Below are 14,290 nucleotides of genomic sequence, written 5' to 3' on the forward strand. Positions count from 1 at the left end.
GGTCGGCACTGACGCTAGATCACGTGGCCCACTCAGTGGTGCAGGATCTTGGACAGGAAGTCCTTGGCCCGGTCGGTGCGGGGGGCGGTGAAGAACGCCTCCGGGGTGTTCTCCTCCACGATGCGGCCGTCGGCCATGAACAGCACCCGGTTGGCGGCGGAGCGGGCGAAGCCCATCTCGTGGGTCACCACGACCATCGTCATGCCCTCGGCGGCGAGCGAACGCATCACCTCCAGCACCTCGTTGACCATCTCCGGGTCGAGGGCCGAGGTGGGCTCGTCGAAGAGCATCACCTTGGGCTTCATGGCCAGTGCGCGGGCGATCGCCACCCGCTGCTGCTGTCCGCCGGACAGCTGCGCGGGGTACTTGTCCGCCTGCGCGCCGACGCCGACCCGCTGCAGCAGCTCACGGGCGGTCGCCTCGGCCTCGGGGCGCTTGACCTTGCGGACCTTGACCTGGCCGAGGACGACGTTCTCCAGCACGGTCTTGTGCGCGAACAGGTTGAAGCTCTGGAACACCATGCCGACCTCGGCCCGGAGTTCGGCGAGCGCCTTGCCCTCGGCGGGCAGCGGACGGCCGTCGATCAGCACGGTGCCCGCGTCGATGGTCTCCAGCCGGTTGATGGTCCGGCAGAGCGTCGACTTGCCGGAGCCGGAAGGGCCGATCAGCACCACGACCTCGCCGCGGGCGATCTCCAGGTTGATGTCCTGGAGCACGTGCAGCGCGCCGAAGTGCTTGTCGACGCCGCTCAGCACCACCAGGGGAGCCGGCCCGGTGACGGAGTCGGTGGCAGTCTTCTCGGTCATCGCGCCTTGCTCCCTCGTGTCCGGTCCCAGGGGTGAACTCCCTTGGGCTGCGCCGCCGGTGCCGGGACGGTGGTCCCGGTGCGGCCGGTCGGCGTCTGGTACCGGGGGCCGGAGCCGGCGGAGCCCGCGGCCCCCGGTGGGGCGACCATAGGAAAGCCGACGATGCCATGTCAGCTGATCTGAGCGGAACTTGAGCATCACGATCCGGCCACACCCGCCGTACCGGCGGATCCGCGGCCGGTCGGCGGGGAACGGGACGGACGGCTCGGCCGCGTGAGCGGGTGTGGGGGTGCGCGGGTGCGCGGGTGCCCGGGCGAGCGGACGAGCGGGCGAGCGGGACGGCGGCCCGCCGGGACGGTCGCGGGAACGCTCCCACCCCCGGTGGATCACCGCCGGAACGGGAGCGTGGCCGAGACCACCGTGACAATGGCGGACCGGGGCCGGAGAATACTGCGATCAGGTCGGCGAAGGCCGGGCCGCGGTCCCGCGGCAGCCACCCGCGGGCGACCGGCCGGACACCTGCGGTACACCGGTCGGACACCGAGGCACAGAGCAGCCCCCTCGGAGACGGGCGGGACACGAGCGGGACACGAGCGAGAAACGAGTGAGAGGAGTGCGATGCGCCTGCTTCTGGTCGAGGACGACGACCGGGTCGCCGCCGCGCTGAGCGCCGTCCTGGGCCGGCACGGCTTCCAGGTCCGGCACGCCCGCAGCGGGCACGAGGCGCTGGACGCCCTCGTCCCCGACGGCCAGGACCCCTACCGGGTGGTCCTGCTCGACCTCGGCCTGCCCGACCGGGACGGCTTCGAGGTGTGCAGCCGGATCCGGGCCGCCAGCAGCGTCCCGGTGATCATGGTGACCGCCCGGGCCGACATCCGCTCCCGCATCCACGGCCTCAACCTGGGCGCCGACGACTACGTCACCAAGCCCTACGACATGGGCGAGCTGCTGGCCCGGATCCACGCCGTGGCCCGCCGCGGGGTGGCCGCCGCGTCCGCACCGGCGGACGGGACGGAGGAGGCGGCCCCGCGCGGGCCGCTGGAGGCCCGCGGGGTGGTGATCGACCGCGAGCGCCGCCGGGTCAGCGTGCAGGGCCGGGACGTGCCGCTCACCCGCAAGGAGTTCGACCTGCTCGCGCTGCTCGCCCAGAGCCCGGGCGTGGTCTACCGGCGCGAGCAGATCTTCAGCGAGGTCTGGCGCAGCGGCTGGGAGGGCAACGGCCGCACCCTGGAGGTGCACATCGGTTCGCTGCGCACCAAGCTCGGCCTGCCCGGCCTGGTGGAGGCCGTCCGCGGGGTCGGCTACCGGCTGATCCCCGAGCAGCCGGCCGACGGCCCCGCCCCGGCCGGACCCACCGACACCGACACCGACACCGACGCCGGGACCGCCGGGCGCGGCGAAGCGGAGCGCTGACCTCCCCGTGCGCACCCGACTGCTCGGCATCCTGCTCACCCTGATGGCGGCCGTCCTGGCCGCCCTCGGGGTGCCGCTGGGCTACCTGTCGGCGGCCTCCGAGCAGAGCGAGGTGGTGGTCGACCGGATCGACGACGCGGCCCGCTTCGCCCAGGACCTCCCCACCCCGGGCCGGTCCAGCGGCATCAACACCGCGATCAAGGGCGACTACCAGCCGGTGGCGGGCGACACCGGCCGGCTCAGCGCGCTGAACGGCGAGGTCACCCGGTACCACGAGCTGTACGGCATCAGGATCGGCATCTTCTACCGCGACGGCGACGCCGTCGCGGTCGCCCCGCACGGCTGGCAGGCCACCACCGGTCCCGGTGCCGAGGCCTTCCAGGAGGCGCTGGACGGGCGGCGCAGCCACAACCCGCGCCAGGTCTGGCCGTGGAACTCGGACGACACCCTCACCGTGGCGCTGCCGGTGGTCCGCGACGGCGACGTGGTCGCCGTGGTGATCACCGAATCGCCCACCGGGCCGCTGCGCGCCCGGGTGCTGCAGAAGTGGATGGTGATCGCCGGCGGGGAGGTGCTCGCCATGATCGTGGCGATCCTGTTCGCGGTACTGCTCACCGGCTGGGTGCTGCGCCCGGTCCGCACCCTCGACCGGGCCACCCACGACATCGCGACCGGCCGGATGAACGCCCGGGTCGCGCCGAGCGGAGGCCCGCCGGAGCTGCGCCGGCTGGCCCGCTCCTTCAACGAGATGGCCGACCACGTGGTGCTGGCCATGGACCAGCAGCGGGCCTTCGTCGCGGACGCCTCGCACCAGCTGCGCAACCCGCTGGCCGCGCTGCTGCTGCGGGTCGAGCTGCTCGGCCTGGAGCTGCCGGAGGGACACGACGAGGAGCTCGGCGCGGTCCGCGAGGAGGGCACCCGGCTGGCCCGGGTGCTGGACGACCTGCTGGGCCTGGCCACCGCCGAGCACGCCAGGCCCGAACCCGAGCCGGTCGACCTGACCCGGCTGGTGATGGCCCGGGTCGACGCCTGGCGCCCGACCGCCGAGCAGCGCGGTCTGAGCCTGGAGCGGCGCTCCCCGGCGCTCGCCCACGGCCTGGCCGATCCGATCGGCTTCGGCAGCGCGCTCGACGCCGTGCTGGACAACGCGCTCAAGTTCGCGCCCGCCGGCTCGGCGGTCACGGTCGCCGTCGAACTGCGCAAGCGCGAGGTGGTGGTGAGCGTCACCGACCACGGCCCCGGCCTCACCGAGGAGGAGCTGGCCAGGATCGGCGACCGCTTCTGGCGCAGTTCCCGGCACCAGAACGTGGACGGCTCCGGCCTCGGCCTGTCCATCGCCCGCACCCTGCTGCTGGCCGGCGGCGGTTCGCTGGACTTCGCGCCGGCCGAGCCGACCGGGCTGACGGTCGCCCTCACCGTCCCGAGGCAGCGTCCGGGCCGCTGAGACGCCCGCCGAGGGCTCTCCCGAGGGCTCTGCCGAGGCCTTCGTCCGGGCCTCTTCGTCCATGCCTTCGTCGAGGCGTCTGCCGGGGCTCTCGGGTGGCGCGTCGGGTGTCATGCTGTGGCCGAGACCATCAGGGTCCGGCCGCGATGCATCAGGGTCCGGCCGCGATCGTCAGGGTCCGGCCGCGATCGTCAGGGTTTGACCGAGGTGTAGTAGCGGCGGGCGCCCTCGTGCAGCGGCAGCGGGTCGGTGTAGACCGCGGTCCGCAGGTCGACCAACTGCGCCGCGTGCACCTGGGCGCCGATGGTGTCGCGGCTGTCGATCACCGCCCTGGTCACCCCCTGGACCAGGGCCGGGTCCACGTCGTCCCTGGTCACCAGCAGGTTGGGCACGGCGACCGTGGGCACCGGGGTGTCGGCGGGCCGGATGCCCGGGTAGGTGTTGGCGGGGATGGTGGCCGCCCGGTAGGCGGCGGCCCCGCCGCCCTCCTGGCGCTGCAGCGGTTCGGCCAGCTCGGCCAGTGGCACGATCCGGATCGGGAAGCGGCCGGCCAGGTCGGTCAGTGCCGCGGTGGGCAGCCCGCCGGACCAGAAGAACGCGTCCAGCTGGCCGTCCCTGAGCTGGTCGGCGGCGTCGCCCACGCCGAGGCCGAGCGGCACGATGTCGTGGTCCGGGTCCAGCCCGGCCGCGCCCAGCAGCCGCCGGGTGACCAGGTTCACCCCGGACTTGCCCTGGCCGACCCCGACCCGCAGGCCGCGCAGGTCGGCGACGTGCTCCACCTTGGACCCGGCCGGGACCACCAGCTGGAGGTAGTCGTCGTACAGCCGGGCGATGGCCCGCAGTCTGGGCTTGCCGGGTTTGTCGAAGGAGGTCACCGCGTCCGCGGTGGCGATGGCGAAGTCGTCCCGGCCGGCCACCACCCGCTCCAGGTTGTCGACCGAGCCCTGCGAGTTGTCCAGCCGCAGGTGCAGGCCGGGGACGCTCTCCCCGACGTACCGGCGCAGCAGCTGCCCGTACAGGTCGTAGACCCCGCGCGGGACCCCGGTGGCGAAGCCCGCCTCCCGCTGCGGCCGGCCGGCCGAGCCGGCGTCGGAGACCCGCCAGCCGGTCAGCACCGCGGCCACCACCAGCAGCAACGCCACCACCACCGGCACCGGGCGGCTGCGGAGGGCGGCGCGCACGGCGGCGCCCGGTCGGGCGGGGAGCGGAGTGTCGGCCATGCAGGGATACTGCCAGGCCCGGCGGCCGGACGGGAGGCCCGGCCGGTGCCCTTACCCTTGCAGTTGTGGGTATGGAGGAGAGCTTGCGAACTTACAAGGTCGTCACGTACGGCTGCCAGATGAACGTCCACGACTCCGAGCGGCTGTCCGGGCTGCTGGAGGAGGCGGGGTACGCCAAGGCCGACCAGGACGGCGATCCCGACCTGGTGGTCTTCAACACCTGCGCCGTCCGCGAGAACGCCGACAACAAGCTGTACGGCAACCTCGGCCGGCTCGCTCCCGCCAAGCAGAGCCACCGGGGCATGCAGATCGCCGTCGGCGGCTGCCTGGCCCAGAAGGACCGCGACACCATCGTGCGCAAGGCGCCGTGGGTCGACGTGGTCTTCGGTACCCACAACATCGGCCACCTGCCGGCCCTGCTGGAGCGGGCCAGGATCGAGCAGCAGGCCCAGGTGGAGATCCTGGAGTCGCTGGAGACCTTCCCCTCCACGCTGCCCACCCGCCGCGAGTCCGCGTACGCGGCCTGGGTGGCGATCTCGGTCGGCTGCAACAACACCTGCACCTTCTGCATCGTCCCCGCGCTGCGCGGCAAGGAGGAGGACCGCCGGCCCGGCGACATCCTCGCCGAGGTCGAGGCGCTGGTCGCCGAGGGCGTGGTCGAGGTCACCCTGCTCGGCCAGAACGTCAACTCCTACGGCTCCGACCTGGGCGACCGCGAGGCGTTCTCCAAGCTGCTGCGCGCCTGCGGGCAGATCGAGGGCCTGGAGCGGGTCCGGTTCACCTCCCCGCACCCGCGCGACTTCACCGACGACGTGATCGCGGCGATGGCGCAGACCCCGAACGTGATGCACCAGCTGCACATGCCGCTGCAGTCCGGTTCGGACACCGTGCTCAAGGCGATGCGCCGCTCGTACCGGCAGGAGCGTTTCCTCGGGATCATCGAGAAGGTGCGCGCCGCGATGCCGGACGCCGCGATCTCGACCGACATCATCGTGGGCTTCCCCGGCGAGACCGACGAGGACTTCGAGCAGACCCTGCACGTGGTCCGCGAGGCCCGGTTCGCCAACGCCTTCACCTTCCAGTACTCCAAGCGGCCCGGCACGCCCGCGGCCGAGATGGACGGGCAGATCCCGAAGGCCGTGGTGCAGGAGCGCTACGAGCGCCTCGTCGCCCTCCAGGAGGAGATCTCCTGGGAGGAGAACAAGAAGCAGGTCGGCCGCCGGCTGGAGATCCTGGTCGCCGAGGGCGAGGGCAAGAAGGACGACCGGACCGACCGGCTCTCCGGCCGGGCCCCGGACAACCGGCTGGTGCACTTCACCCGGCCCGCCGAGCCGGTCCGCCCGGGCGACATGGTCACCGTGGAGATCACCTACGCGGCCCCGCACCACCTGCTCGCCGAGGGCCCGGCGCTGGCCGTGCGCCGTACCCGGGCGGGCGACGCCTGGGAGAAGCGGCAGGCCGCCCCGGCGGCCAAGCCGGCCGGGGTGATGCTCGGGCTGCCGACCATCGGCGTCCCCGCGCCCTCGCCCGCCCCGGCGGGCAGCGGCTGCGGCTGCGACTGAGCGCAACCGCTCCGGCGGTGCCCGGCCGGTGCGGCCGGGCACCGCTAGAGTGATCGACATGCTGGTCGCCGCCGCCGTCTGCCCCTGTCCGCCGCTGCTCGTCCCGGCGGTCGCCGCCGGGGCCGCCCCCGAGCTCGAACCGCTCCGCGAGGCCTGCCGGGCGGCGGTCGGCGAGCTGCTGGCGTCCGGTGCCGAGCTGATCGTGGTGGTCGGGACCGGCCCGCGGGCGGAAGTCTGGACCGAGGGCGGGATCGGCACCTTCCAGCGGTACGGCGTGGAGCTGGCCGCGCGGCTGCCGCTCGGCGGGCCCGGCGAGGGCGAGCTGACGCCCGCGCTGACCGTCGGTGCCTGGCTGCTGGAGCAGTCCGGCGCCACCGTGCCGACGCACGCCTGCGCGGTGCCCTCCGACACCGCCCCCGACCGGCTGCTGGGCCTCGGCAAGGGCCTGGCGGACCTCGCCGACCGGGTCGGCCTGCTGGTGATGGGCGACGGCAGTGCCTGCCGCTCGGTCAAGGCGCCCGGCTACCTGGACGAGCGGGCCGAGGGCTGGGACGCCGCGGTGGCCGCGGCCCTCGGGTCGGCCGACACCGAGGCGCTGGCCGCGCTCGACGCCGCCCTCGCCGCCGAACTGCTGGCCGAGGGCCGGGCCCCCTGGCAGGTCCTGGCGGGTGCCGCCGAGGGCGCGGGCCTGCGCGGCCGGCTGGGCTACGACCAGGCGCCCTACGGCGTCGGCTACTTCGTCGCCTCCTGGAGCTGACGGGCGGCTCAGTCCTTCGGCTTGGCGGCGAAGTCGTCCACGGCGTGCTTGGCCTTGGCCGCGGTGTTCTCGATCTTGTCGCTGTACTTGTGCTTGGTGGCCTTGTCCACCGCCGAGCCGGTCTTGTCGACCATCTCGTCGATCTTCTGGTTGTGCTTGCCCGCGAGCTCGCCGGCCTTCTCCTTGAGCTCCTCGGCCTTGCCCTTGAAGCTGTCCATCAGGCCCATGTCGCTCTCCCTGTCCGAGGCCGTCGTACCTGGTCCGTCGCCGGGACCTGCCCGGACGTCCGCCGTTGCAAACCTCACATACCTCTCCATATGTATCTGAAACACCCGAACCGGTGGCCGGCCCGGCCCTTTGCGAGACTTGGAACCGTGACCAGCACCCACCCGCTCCCGCCCCGCCTCGTCTCGGTGGTCGGCGCGACCGCCGCCGGCAAGTCCGACCTGGCGGTCGCCATCGCCCGCAGCCTCGGCGGCGAGGTGATCAACACCGACTCGATGCAGCTCTACCGCGGCATGGACATCGGCACGGCGAAGCTGACCGTCGAGGAGCGCGGCGGCATCCCGCACCACCTGCTGGACATCTGGGACGTCACCGAGGCCGCCAGCGTGGCCGAGTACCAGCGGCTGGCCCGGGCCGAGATCGACCGGCTGCTGGCGGCCGGCCGCACCCCCGTCCTGGTGGGCGGCTCGGGGCTGTACGTCCGGGCGGCCATCGACGAGATGGAGTTCCCCGGCACCGACCCCGCCGTCCGGGCCCGGCTGGAGGCCGAGCTGGAGGCGGACGGGCCCGGCCTGCTGCACCGGCGGCTGGCCGAGCTGGACCCGCCCGCCGCGGCGGCGATCCTGCCGAGCAACGGGCGCCGGATCGTCCGCGCGCTGGAGGTCATCGAGATCACCGGGCTGCCCTTCACCGCCAACCTGCCCGGCCACACCGCGGTCTACGACGCCGTGCAGATCGGCGTCCAGGTGCCGCGTCCGGAACTGGACGAGCGGATCGGGCTGCGGGTCGACCGGATGTGGCAGGCCGGGCTGCTCGACGAGGTGCGCGCCCTGGAGTCGGCCGGTCTGCGCGAGGGCCGTACGGCCGCCCGCGCGCTCGGCTACCAGCAGGTGCTGGCGCACTTCGCGGGGGAGTGCACCGAGGACGAGGCGAAGGCCGAGACGGTCCGCGCGACCAGGCGGTTCGCCCGCCGGCAGGAGTCCTGGTTCCGCCGGGACGACCGGATCCACTGGCTCTCCCGGCCGGCCGGGACCGACCCGGTGGCGCTGCTGGAGCGCTCGCTGGAGCTGATCGGGGATCATCCGGCGGCCTGACCCGGCCGCCCCGGGGACGGTTTTCGGCCATCGGCCCGTGCAGCTGCACCGGCAGCCGCAGAATCGTCGCGAACCGGGGGTTACAGGCCGATCACGTCCTGGCCACGGATCACCCGACGACCCCCGCGAGGTCCTGTCGGCGACCCTGGACATGCCATCATCGGTAGCACCTGGGGTCGGACGCATCCGCCCGGCCCCACCGTCCGCGAGTCCGTCGGCTCGTGTCGAAGCGTCAGGGGGAGGCCGCGTGTCGACCGGTACCGGCCCCGAGACCGAGCAGCTGCCCGGCGACGCCCAGCGCGTCGACGACCAGCTGCCGGAGCTCGTGGCGCCGACCACCTCGTACGCGGTGGCCCTGCCCGTCCTGGACCAGCTCACCGGGGTGGTCCACGAGCGGGAGATCCGCCCGCGCCGCCGGCTGCGCTGGTGGCAGCTGCTGCCGATCGTGGTGATGGCCACCCTCGGCTCGCTGATGTTCGCCTTCCCGCTCGCCTTCGGCCCCGACAGCGCCTCCCCGATGATCGGGATGCTCGGCCTGCTGCTGACCGCGGCCTCCACCGGCTGGGGCGCGATGGCCGCCCGCCGGGTCGGCTACAAGTGGCCGGGCGTGCCGCGCCGCGGCAGCGGCCGGCGGGCCGGGTGGCGGGCGATCCTGGTCTACACCCTGGTGGCCTGCGTCGCGGTGGCCCTCGCGGTCTGGCGCGTGGTCCAGCTCCGCGGCTGACCCGGCCCCGCCCCGGCCGTCCGCGGGCCGAACCGACCGCCCGCGCGGGTGGCCGGATCAGTACGATCGTGGCGTGAGCGACTCCACCCCGGCGGGCCTGCCCTTCCTCAAGGGCCACGGCACGCAGAACGACTTCGTCATCATTCCCGACTTCGACGGCCGGCTCGACCTCGGCCCGGCCCAGGTCGCGCTGGTCTGCGACCGGCGGGCCGGGATCGGCGGCGACGGGATGCTGCGGGTGGTGCGCTCCGCCGCCGACCCGGCCGCGGCGCACCTGGCCGACCGGGCCGAGTGGTTCATGGACTACCGCAACTCGGACGGCTCGATCGCCGAGATGTGCGGCAACGGCGTGCGGGTGTTCGCCCGCTACCTGGTCGAGGCCGGCCTCGCGGAGCCGGGCCCGCTGGCGGTCGCCACCCGGGCCGGGGTGCGGCAGGTCACGGTGGCCGGGGACGCGCCGGACGGCACCCCGGGCGAGGTCACCGTGGACATGGGCCGGGCCGCGCTGCCCGGGCCGGACGGGATCGAGGTCGCGGTCGGCGCCCGCCGCTGGCCGGCCCTCAACGTCAACATGGGCAACCCGCACGCGGTCGCCTTCGTGGCGGCCCTCGACGACGCGGGTGAGCTCTACACCGCGCCGCTGACCAGCCCGGAGGGGGTCTACCCCGAGGGCGTCAACGTCGAGTTCGTGGTCGACCGCGGCCCGCGGCACGTCGCGATGCGGGTGCACGAGCGGGGCTCCGGCGAGACCAGGTCCTGCGGCACCGGCGCGTGCGCCGTCGCGGTGGCCACCGCCCGGCGGGACGGCGCCGACCCCGCCGCCACCGGCGAGCCGGTCGCGTACACCGTGGACGTGCCGGGCGGCCGGCTGGTGATCGAGGAGTTCCCGGACGGCCGGGTCGAGATGACCGGTCCCGCGGTGATCGTCGCGTCCGGCACCCTGGACCGGGCCTGGCTGGGCCTGCCGACCGGCTGAGGACGCGCCCCCGGACCGCGGGCGCTTTGCCCCGTTCTGTTGTCCGTGAATCCCCCTGATCGGGTGATTCGGCTGACGGAGTGGGAGCAGGCGGTCGCGGAACGTGCTGTGCTCGGTAGCATGGACCACCGGGTCGGACCTCGCTCCGGTGATCGCTGCCGGAGGTGCAGATGACCATCGAAGCCGGCCAGCACGGGGCCGTCCCGTACACCGTGCCCAAGCGCCCGCTGCCCCGGCTCAGCCGGGCCGCACTCGGCCGGGCCGGCCGCGCCGCCCTGCTGGCGACCGGCCGGGGCCCGGTCCCGGACGCGATCGAGCCCATCGTGCAGGCCCACCGGGTGCACCATCCGCAGGCCGACCTCGCCCTGCTCGGGCGCGCCTACCGGACCGCCGAGGAGAGCCACCGCGGGCAGACCCGCAAGAGCGGCGAACCGTTCATCACCCACCCGCTCGCCGTCACCATGATCCTGGCCCAACTCGGCGCCGGGACCACCACCCTGGTCGCCTCGCTGCTGCACGACACCGTCGAGGACACCGAGGTGACGCTGGATCAGGTCAGCGCCGACTTCGGCCCCGAGGTGGCCTACCTGGTCGACGGCGTCACCAAGCTGGAGAAGGTGGACTTCGGCGCCGCCGCCGAGGCCGAGACCTTCCGCAAGATGCTGGTGGCCACCGGCGACGACGTCCGGGTGATGGTGATCAAGCTCGCCGACCGGCTGCACAACATGCGGACGATCCGTCACATGAAGCCCGCCAGCCAGGTCCGGATCGCCAAGGTCACCCGGGACGTGCTGATCCCGCTCGCCGACCGGCTCGGCATCCAGGTGGTCAAGGCCGAGCTCGAGGACATCGTCTTCGCCACCCTCCACCCGGAGGAGTACGCGCGCACCGGCGCCCTGCTGGACGCCCACGGCGCCCGCCCGGACGGCGTCCTGGAGCCCTTCGCCCGGGCCCTCGCCCGGCAGCTGACCGAGACCGGGGTGCCGGCCTCGGTCACCGTCCGGCCCCGCCACCACGTCTCGGCGCACCGGGTCCTGCTCGGCCGCAGCGCGGTGGCGGGATCGGACGGCCGCCCGCAGGGACTGCGCCCCTCCGACCTCGGCCGGCTGCTGGTGGTGGTCGAGGAGAAGGCCGACTGCTACGCCGTCCTCGGCGAGCTGCATACCTGCTGGACCCCGCTGCCCGGCGAGTTCAAGGACTTCATCGCCGCCCCCCGGTTCAACCTCTACCAGGCGCTGCACACGGCGGTCTCGCTGCCCGGCGGCGAAGTGGTCGAGGTGCTGGTGCGCACCCGCCGGATGCAGCGGGTGGCCGAGTTCGGGGTGGTCGCGCTCGGCGACCCGGACCAGGCGGATCCGGCGCCGGGCGGCCCGGACGACCCGGAGTCCGACCGCACCGACCCGGCCCGCCCGGGCTGGCTCAGCCGGCTGCTCGACTGGCAGCAGGAGGCGCCGGACCCGGACGCGTTCTGGTCGGCGCTGACCGCCGACCTCTCCGACGACCGGGAGATCACCGTCGTCACCGAGACCGGCCTGACCCTGCAGCTGCCCGCCGGGGCGAGCTGCGTGGACGCCGCGTACCTGATCGGCGAGGAGAACGGGCACCGGTGCATCGGCGCCCGGGTCAACGGCCGGCTCACCGCGCTGTCCACACCGCTGCGCGACGGCGACGTGCTCGCCGTGCTGACCGGCGGCGGTGACGCCTCCGGCCCGGACGCCGGGTGGCTGGAGTACACCCGCACCCCGGGGGCGCGGCTCGCCATCGAACGCTGGCTGGCCGACCACCCGGCCGGCGCGCCGGTGGTGGAGGCCGGCCGGCCGGCCGGGCAGCCCGTCTCGCCGGACCGGCCCGCCGCCGGGCCGGCGGGCCCGCCCGCCACGGTCGCGGGCCGCCCGGGCGTCCCGGTCCGCCTCGCCCGCTGCTGCACCCCGGTACCGCCGGACCGGGTCACCGGCTTCGCGATCCGCGGCGGCGCGGTGGCGGTGCACCGGGCCGACTGCCCGGTCGGCGGCCAGATGCGCGAGGCCGGCCGGGCAGGGCTGGAGACGGTCTGGATCCCCGGCGCCGAGCCCGCCGGCGGGTACCGCGCCACCCTGCACGCCGAGGCGCTGAACCATCCCCGGCTGCTCGCCGACCTGACCGCGGTGATCTCCGCCGAGGGGGTCGACATCGTCTCCGCCGAGGTCGGGCCCCCGACCGAGCTGCGGGTCCGGCACAGCTACACCGTCGTCCTGCCCGCGGCCGGTGTGCTGCCGGCGGTGATGCGGGCGATGCTGCGGGTGTCCGGCGTGTACGACGTGTACCGGCCGGGCGGGGGTAATCCGGATGACCCCGGCGGGCCCGGCGTGCGACCATCGTGGGGAATTCACGGCCGGTCCGCGGCGTTGACGCAAGGCAGCAGTAGTGCCGGTGCGGCCCGCGGTCCGCAGGGGTAGCCCGTCCTCGGTGGTTTTCCGAGCGGTCAAGGGGCAGACTCCTGGTGTGTCCGCCATCGGGCGGACCCAACCGGCCTCCGACCAGCAAAAGGATGAGATGACCTCCACGTTCGACAGCCGCACCCCGGCGGGCAGCTCCCGCCGAATCACCGACATCAAGGCCGACGCCCTGATGGACGAGGACCTCGCGGCGATCGACGAGGACCTCGGTTCCTACGACGGCGACCAGTACGACCGATCCGAGCGCGCCGCCCTGCGGCGTGTGGTGGGCCTGTCCACCGAACTCCAGGACGTCACCGAGGTCGAGTACCGCCAGCTGCGGCTGGAGCGCGTGGTGCTCGTCGGTGTCTGGACCAGCGGGACGGTCGAGGAGGCCGAGAACTCGCTGGCCGAGCTCGCGGCCCTGGCCGAGACGGCCGGTTCCGAGGTGCTCGACGGTGTGATCCAGCGCCGCGACAAGCCCGACCCCGCCACCTACATCGGCTCCGGCAAGGCCCGGGAGCTCGCCGACATCGTCGCCGCCACCGGCGCCGACACCGTGGTCTGCGACGGTGAGCTCACCCCCGGCCAGCTGATCCAGCTGGAGGACGTGGTCAAGGTCAAGGTGGTCGACCGGACCGCGCTGATCCTGGACATCTTCGCCCAGCACGCCAAGTCCCGGGAGGGCAAGGCGCAGGTCTCGCTGGCGCAGATGCAGTACATGCTGCCGCGGCTGCGCGGCTGGGGTCAGTCGCTGTCCCGGCAGATGGGTGGCGGTGGCTCCGGCTCCTCGGGCGGCGGCATGGCCACCCGTGGTCCCGGTGAGACCAAGATCGAGACCGACCGGCGCCGGATCCGCGAGAAGATGGCGAAGCTCCGCAAGGAGATCGCCGAGATGAAGAAGGGCCGCGACACCAAGCGCCAGGAGCGCCGTCGCAACCACGTCCCCTCCGTCGCCATCGCGGGTTACACCAACGCCGGGAAGTCCTCCCTGCTCAACCGGCTCACCGGTGCGGGCGTCCTGGTGGAGAACGCGCTGTTCGCCACCCTGGACCCGACCGTGCGCCGGGCCCAGACGCCGAGCGGCCGGGTCTACACCCTGGCCGACACCGTCGGTTTCGTCCGGCACCTGCCGCACCACCTGGTCGAGGCCTTCCGCTCCACCATGGAGGAGGTCGCCGACGCCGACCTCATCCTGCACGTGGTGGACGGCTCGCACCCCGAGCCGGAGACCCAGCTGGCCGCGGTGCGCGAGGTGATCGTCTCGGTCGAGGCGCAGAACGTGCCGGAGATCGTGGTGATCAACAAGGCGGACGCCGCCGACCCGCTGGTGCTCCAGCGGCTGCTGCGCCGCGAGCCGCACGCCCTGGTGGTGTCGGCCCGCACCGGGCAGGGCATGGACGAGCTGCTCAAGCTGATCGACGACGAGCTGCCGCGCCCGGCCGTCGAGGTCCAGGTGCTGGTCCCGTACACCCGGGGCGACCTGGTCTCACGGGTGCACGCGGAGGGCGAGCTGCTCTCCACCGAGCACACCGGCGACGGCACCCTGGTGCACGCCAAGGTGGCGGCCGAGCTGGCCGCCGAGCTGGAGCGCTACGCGGTGGCCGTCCAGCGCTGAGCCGCTGCCGTCCACACGGCGCGCGCGGGCCCGGACC

The 14,290-nt window shown here is 74.0% G+C and carries 12 protein-coding genes; 9 read left to right on the plus strand and 3 right to left on the minus strand.

The genetic code is table 11. The features are described from left to right. Nucleotides 1–32 precede the first annotated feature (32 nt). Nucleotides 33–806: an amino acid ABC transporter ATP-binding protein gene (locus AC2TEW_RS26705; protein ID WP_484625909.1), complete on the minus strand. Its 774-nt coding sequence runs from the start codon at nucleotides 804–806 to the stop codon at nucleotides 33–35. Nucleotides 807–1,424: 618 nt separating this feature from the next. Here AC2TEW_RS26705 and AC2TEW_RS26710 point away from each other — a divergent pair. Both AC2TEW_RS26710 and AC2TEW_RS26715 read left to right on the plus strand, forming a co-directional pair. Continuing rightward, a complete protein-coding gene (locus AC2TEW_RS26710; protein ID WP_484625910.1) occupies nucleotides 1,425–2,219 on the plus strand; it encodes a response regulator transcription factor in 795 nt (264 codons plus the stop codon). A 7-nt stretch (nucleotides 2,220–2,226) separates the two neighbouring features. Further along, nucleotides 2,227–3,663 (plus strand): sensor histidine kinase, encoded by a 1,437-nt coding sequence (locus AC2TEW_RS26715; RefSeq protein ID WP_484625911.1) that lies wholly within the window; start codon nucleotides 2,227–2,229, stop codon nucleotides 3,661–3,663. Between the two features lie 191 nt (nucleotides 3,664–3,854). Here the strand turns inward: AC2TEW_RS26715 and AC2TEW_RS26720 are convergent, their stop codons facing one another. Then, on the minus strand, nucleotides 3,855–4,883 hold the full coding sequence (locus AC2TEW_RS26720; RefSeq protein ID WP_484625912.1) for a TAXI family TRAP transporter solute-binding subunit: 1,029 nt from the start codon (nucleotides 4,881–4,883) through the stop codon (nucleotides 3,855–3,857). A gap of 71 nt (nucleotides 4,884–4,954) precedes the next feature. Between AC2TEW_RS26720 and miaB the strand changes: the two genes are divergently transcribed. After that, nucleotides 4,955–6,445 (plus strand): tRNA (N6-isopentenyl adenosine(37)-C2)-methylthiotransferase MiaB, encoded by a 1,491-nt coding sequence (miaB, locus tag AC2TEW_RS26725; RefSeq protein WP_484625913.1) that lies wholly within the window; start codon nucleotides 4,955–4,957, stop codon nucleotides 6,443–6,445. A 58-nt stretch (nucleotides 6,446–6,503) separates the two neighbouring features. Next, nucleotides 6,504–7,202, plus strand: coding sequence for a class III extradiol ring-cleavage dioxygenase family protein (locus tag AC2TEW_RS26730; protein ID WP_484625914.1), 699 nt, complete (start codon nucleotides 6,504–6,506; stop codon nucleotides 7,200–7,202). A gap of 8 nt (nucleotides 7,203–7,210) precedes the next feature. Here AC2TEW_RS26730 and AC2TEW_RS26735 read toward each other — a convergent pair whose 3' ends face one another. Continuing rightward, complete coding sequence (locus AC2TEW_RS26735; RefSeq protein WP_484625915.1) at nucleotides 7,211–7,429, minus strand: antitoxin; 219 nt, start codon at nucleotides 7,427–7,429, stop codon at nucleotides 7,211–7,213. Between the two features lie 147 nt (nucleotides 7,430–7,576). Between AC2TEW_RS26735 and miaA the strand changes: the two genes are divergently transcribed. From miaA to hflX, 5 genes are all read left to right on the plus strand, one after another. Continuing rightward, entirely contained in the window at nucleotides 7,577–8,521 is a 945-nt protein-coding gene (gene miaA / locus AC2TEW_RS26740; RefSeq protein ID WP_484625916.1) for a tRNA (adenosine(37)-N6)-dimethylallyltransferase MiaA, read from the plus strand. Between the two features lie 247 nt (nucleotides 8,522–8,768). Then, a complete protein-coding gene (locus AC2TEW_RS26745; RefSeq protein ID WP_033819022.1) occupies nucleotides 8,769–9,245 on the plus strand; it encodes a DUF1129 domain-containing protein in 477 nt (158 codons plus the stop codon). A 73-nt stretch (nucleotides 9,246–9,318) separates the two neighbouring features. Beyond that, on the plus strand, nucleotides 9,319–10,221 hold the full coding sequence (gene dapF / locus AC2TEW_RS26750; protein ID WP_484625917.1) for a diaminopimelate epimerase: 903 nt from the start codon (nucleotides 9,319–9,321) through the stop codon (nucleotides 10,219–10,221). Nucleotides 10,222–10,391: 170 nt separating this feature from the next. Beyond that, nucleotides 10,392–12,656 carry a RelA/SpoT family protein gene (locus AC2TEW_RS26755; protein ID WP_484625918.1) on the plus strand — a complete coding sequence of 755 codons (2,265 nt, stop codon included), beginning with the start codon at nucleotides 10,392–10,394 and terminating at the stop codon, nucleotides 12,654–12,656. Nucleotides 12,657–12,753: 97 nt separating this feature from the next. Further along, nucleotides 12,754–14,253: a GTPase HflX gene (gene hflX / locus AC2TEW_RS26760; RefSeq protein WP_484625919.1), complete on the plus strand. Its 1,500-nt coding sequence runs from the start codon at nucleotides 12,754–12,756 to the stop codon at nucleotides 14,251–14,253. Nucleotides 14,254–14,290: the final 37 nt, after the last annotated feature.

The sequence above is a fragment of the Kitasatospora sp. NEAU-CNBT7 genome (assembly GCF_057220535.1).

Excerpts from the sequence above, each read along its gene's own strand:
- hflX (WP_484625919.1), top strand. The coding sequence starts at position 12,754 with ATGACCTCCACGTTCGACAGCCGCACCCCGGCGGGCAGCTCCCGCCGA.
- miaB (WP_484625913.1), top strand. The coding sequence starts at position 4,955 with ATGGAGGAGAGCTTGCGAACTTACAAGGTCGTCACGTACGGCTGCCAG.
- AC2TEW_RS26755 (WP_484625918.1), top strand. The coding sequence starts at position 10,392 with ATGACCATCGAAGCCGGCCAGCACGGGGCCGTCCCGTACACCGTGCCC.
- AC2TEW_RS26705 (WP_484625909.1), bottom strand. The coding sequence starts at position 806 with ATGACCGAGAAGACTGCCACCGACTCCGTCACCGGGCCGGCTCCCCTG.
- AC2TEW_RS26730 (WP_484625914.1), top strand. The coding sequence starts at position 6,504 with ATGCTGGTCGCCGCCGCCGTCTGCCCCTGTCCGCCGCTGCTCGTCCCG.
- AC2TEW_RS26710 (WP_484625910.1), top strand. The coding sequence starts at position 1,425 with ATGCGCCTGCTTCTGGTCGAGGACGACGACCGGGTCGCCGCCGCGCTG.
- AC2TEW_RS26735 (WP_484625915.1), bottom strand. The coding sequence starts at position 7,429 with ATGGGCCTGATGGACAGCTTCAAGGGCAAGGCCGAGGAGCTCAAGGAG.
- AC2TEW_RS26720 (WP_484625912.1), bottom strand. The coding sequence starts at position 4,883 with ATGGCCGACACTCCGCTCCCCGCCCGACCGGGCGCCGCCGTGCGCGCC.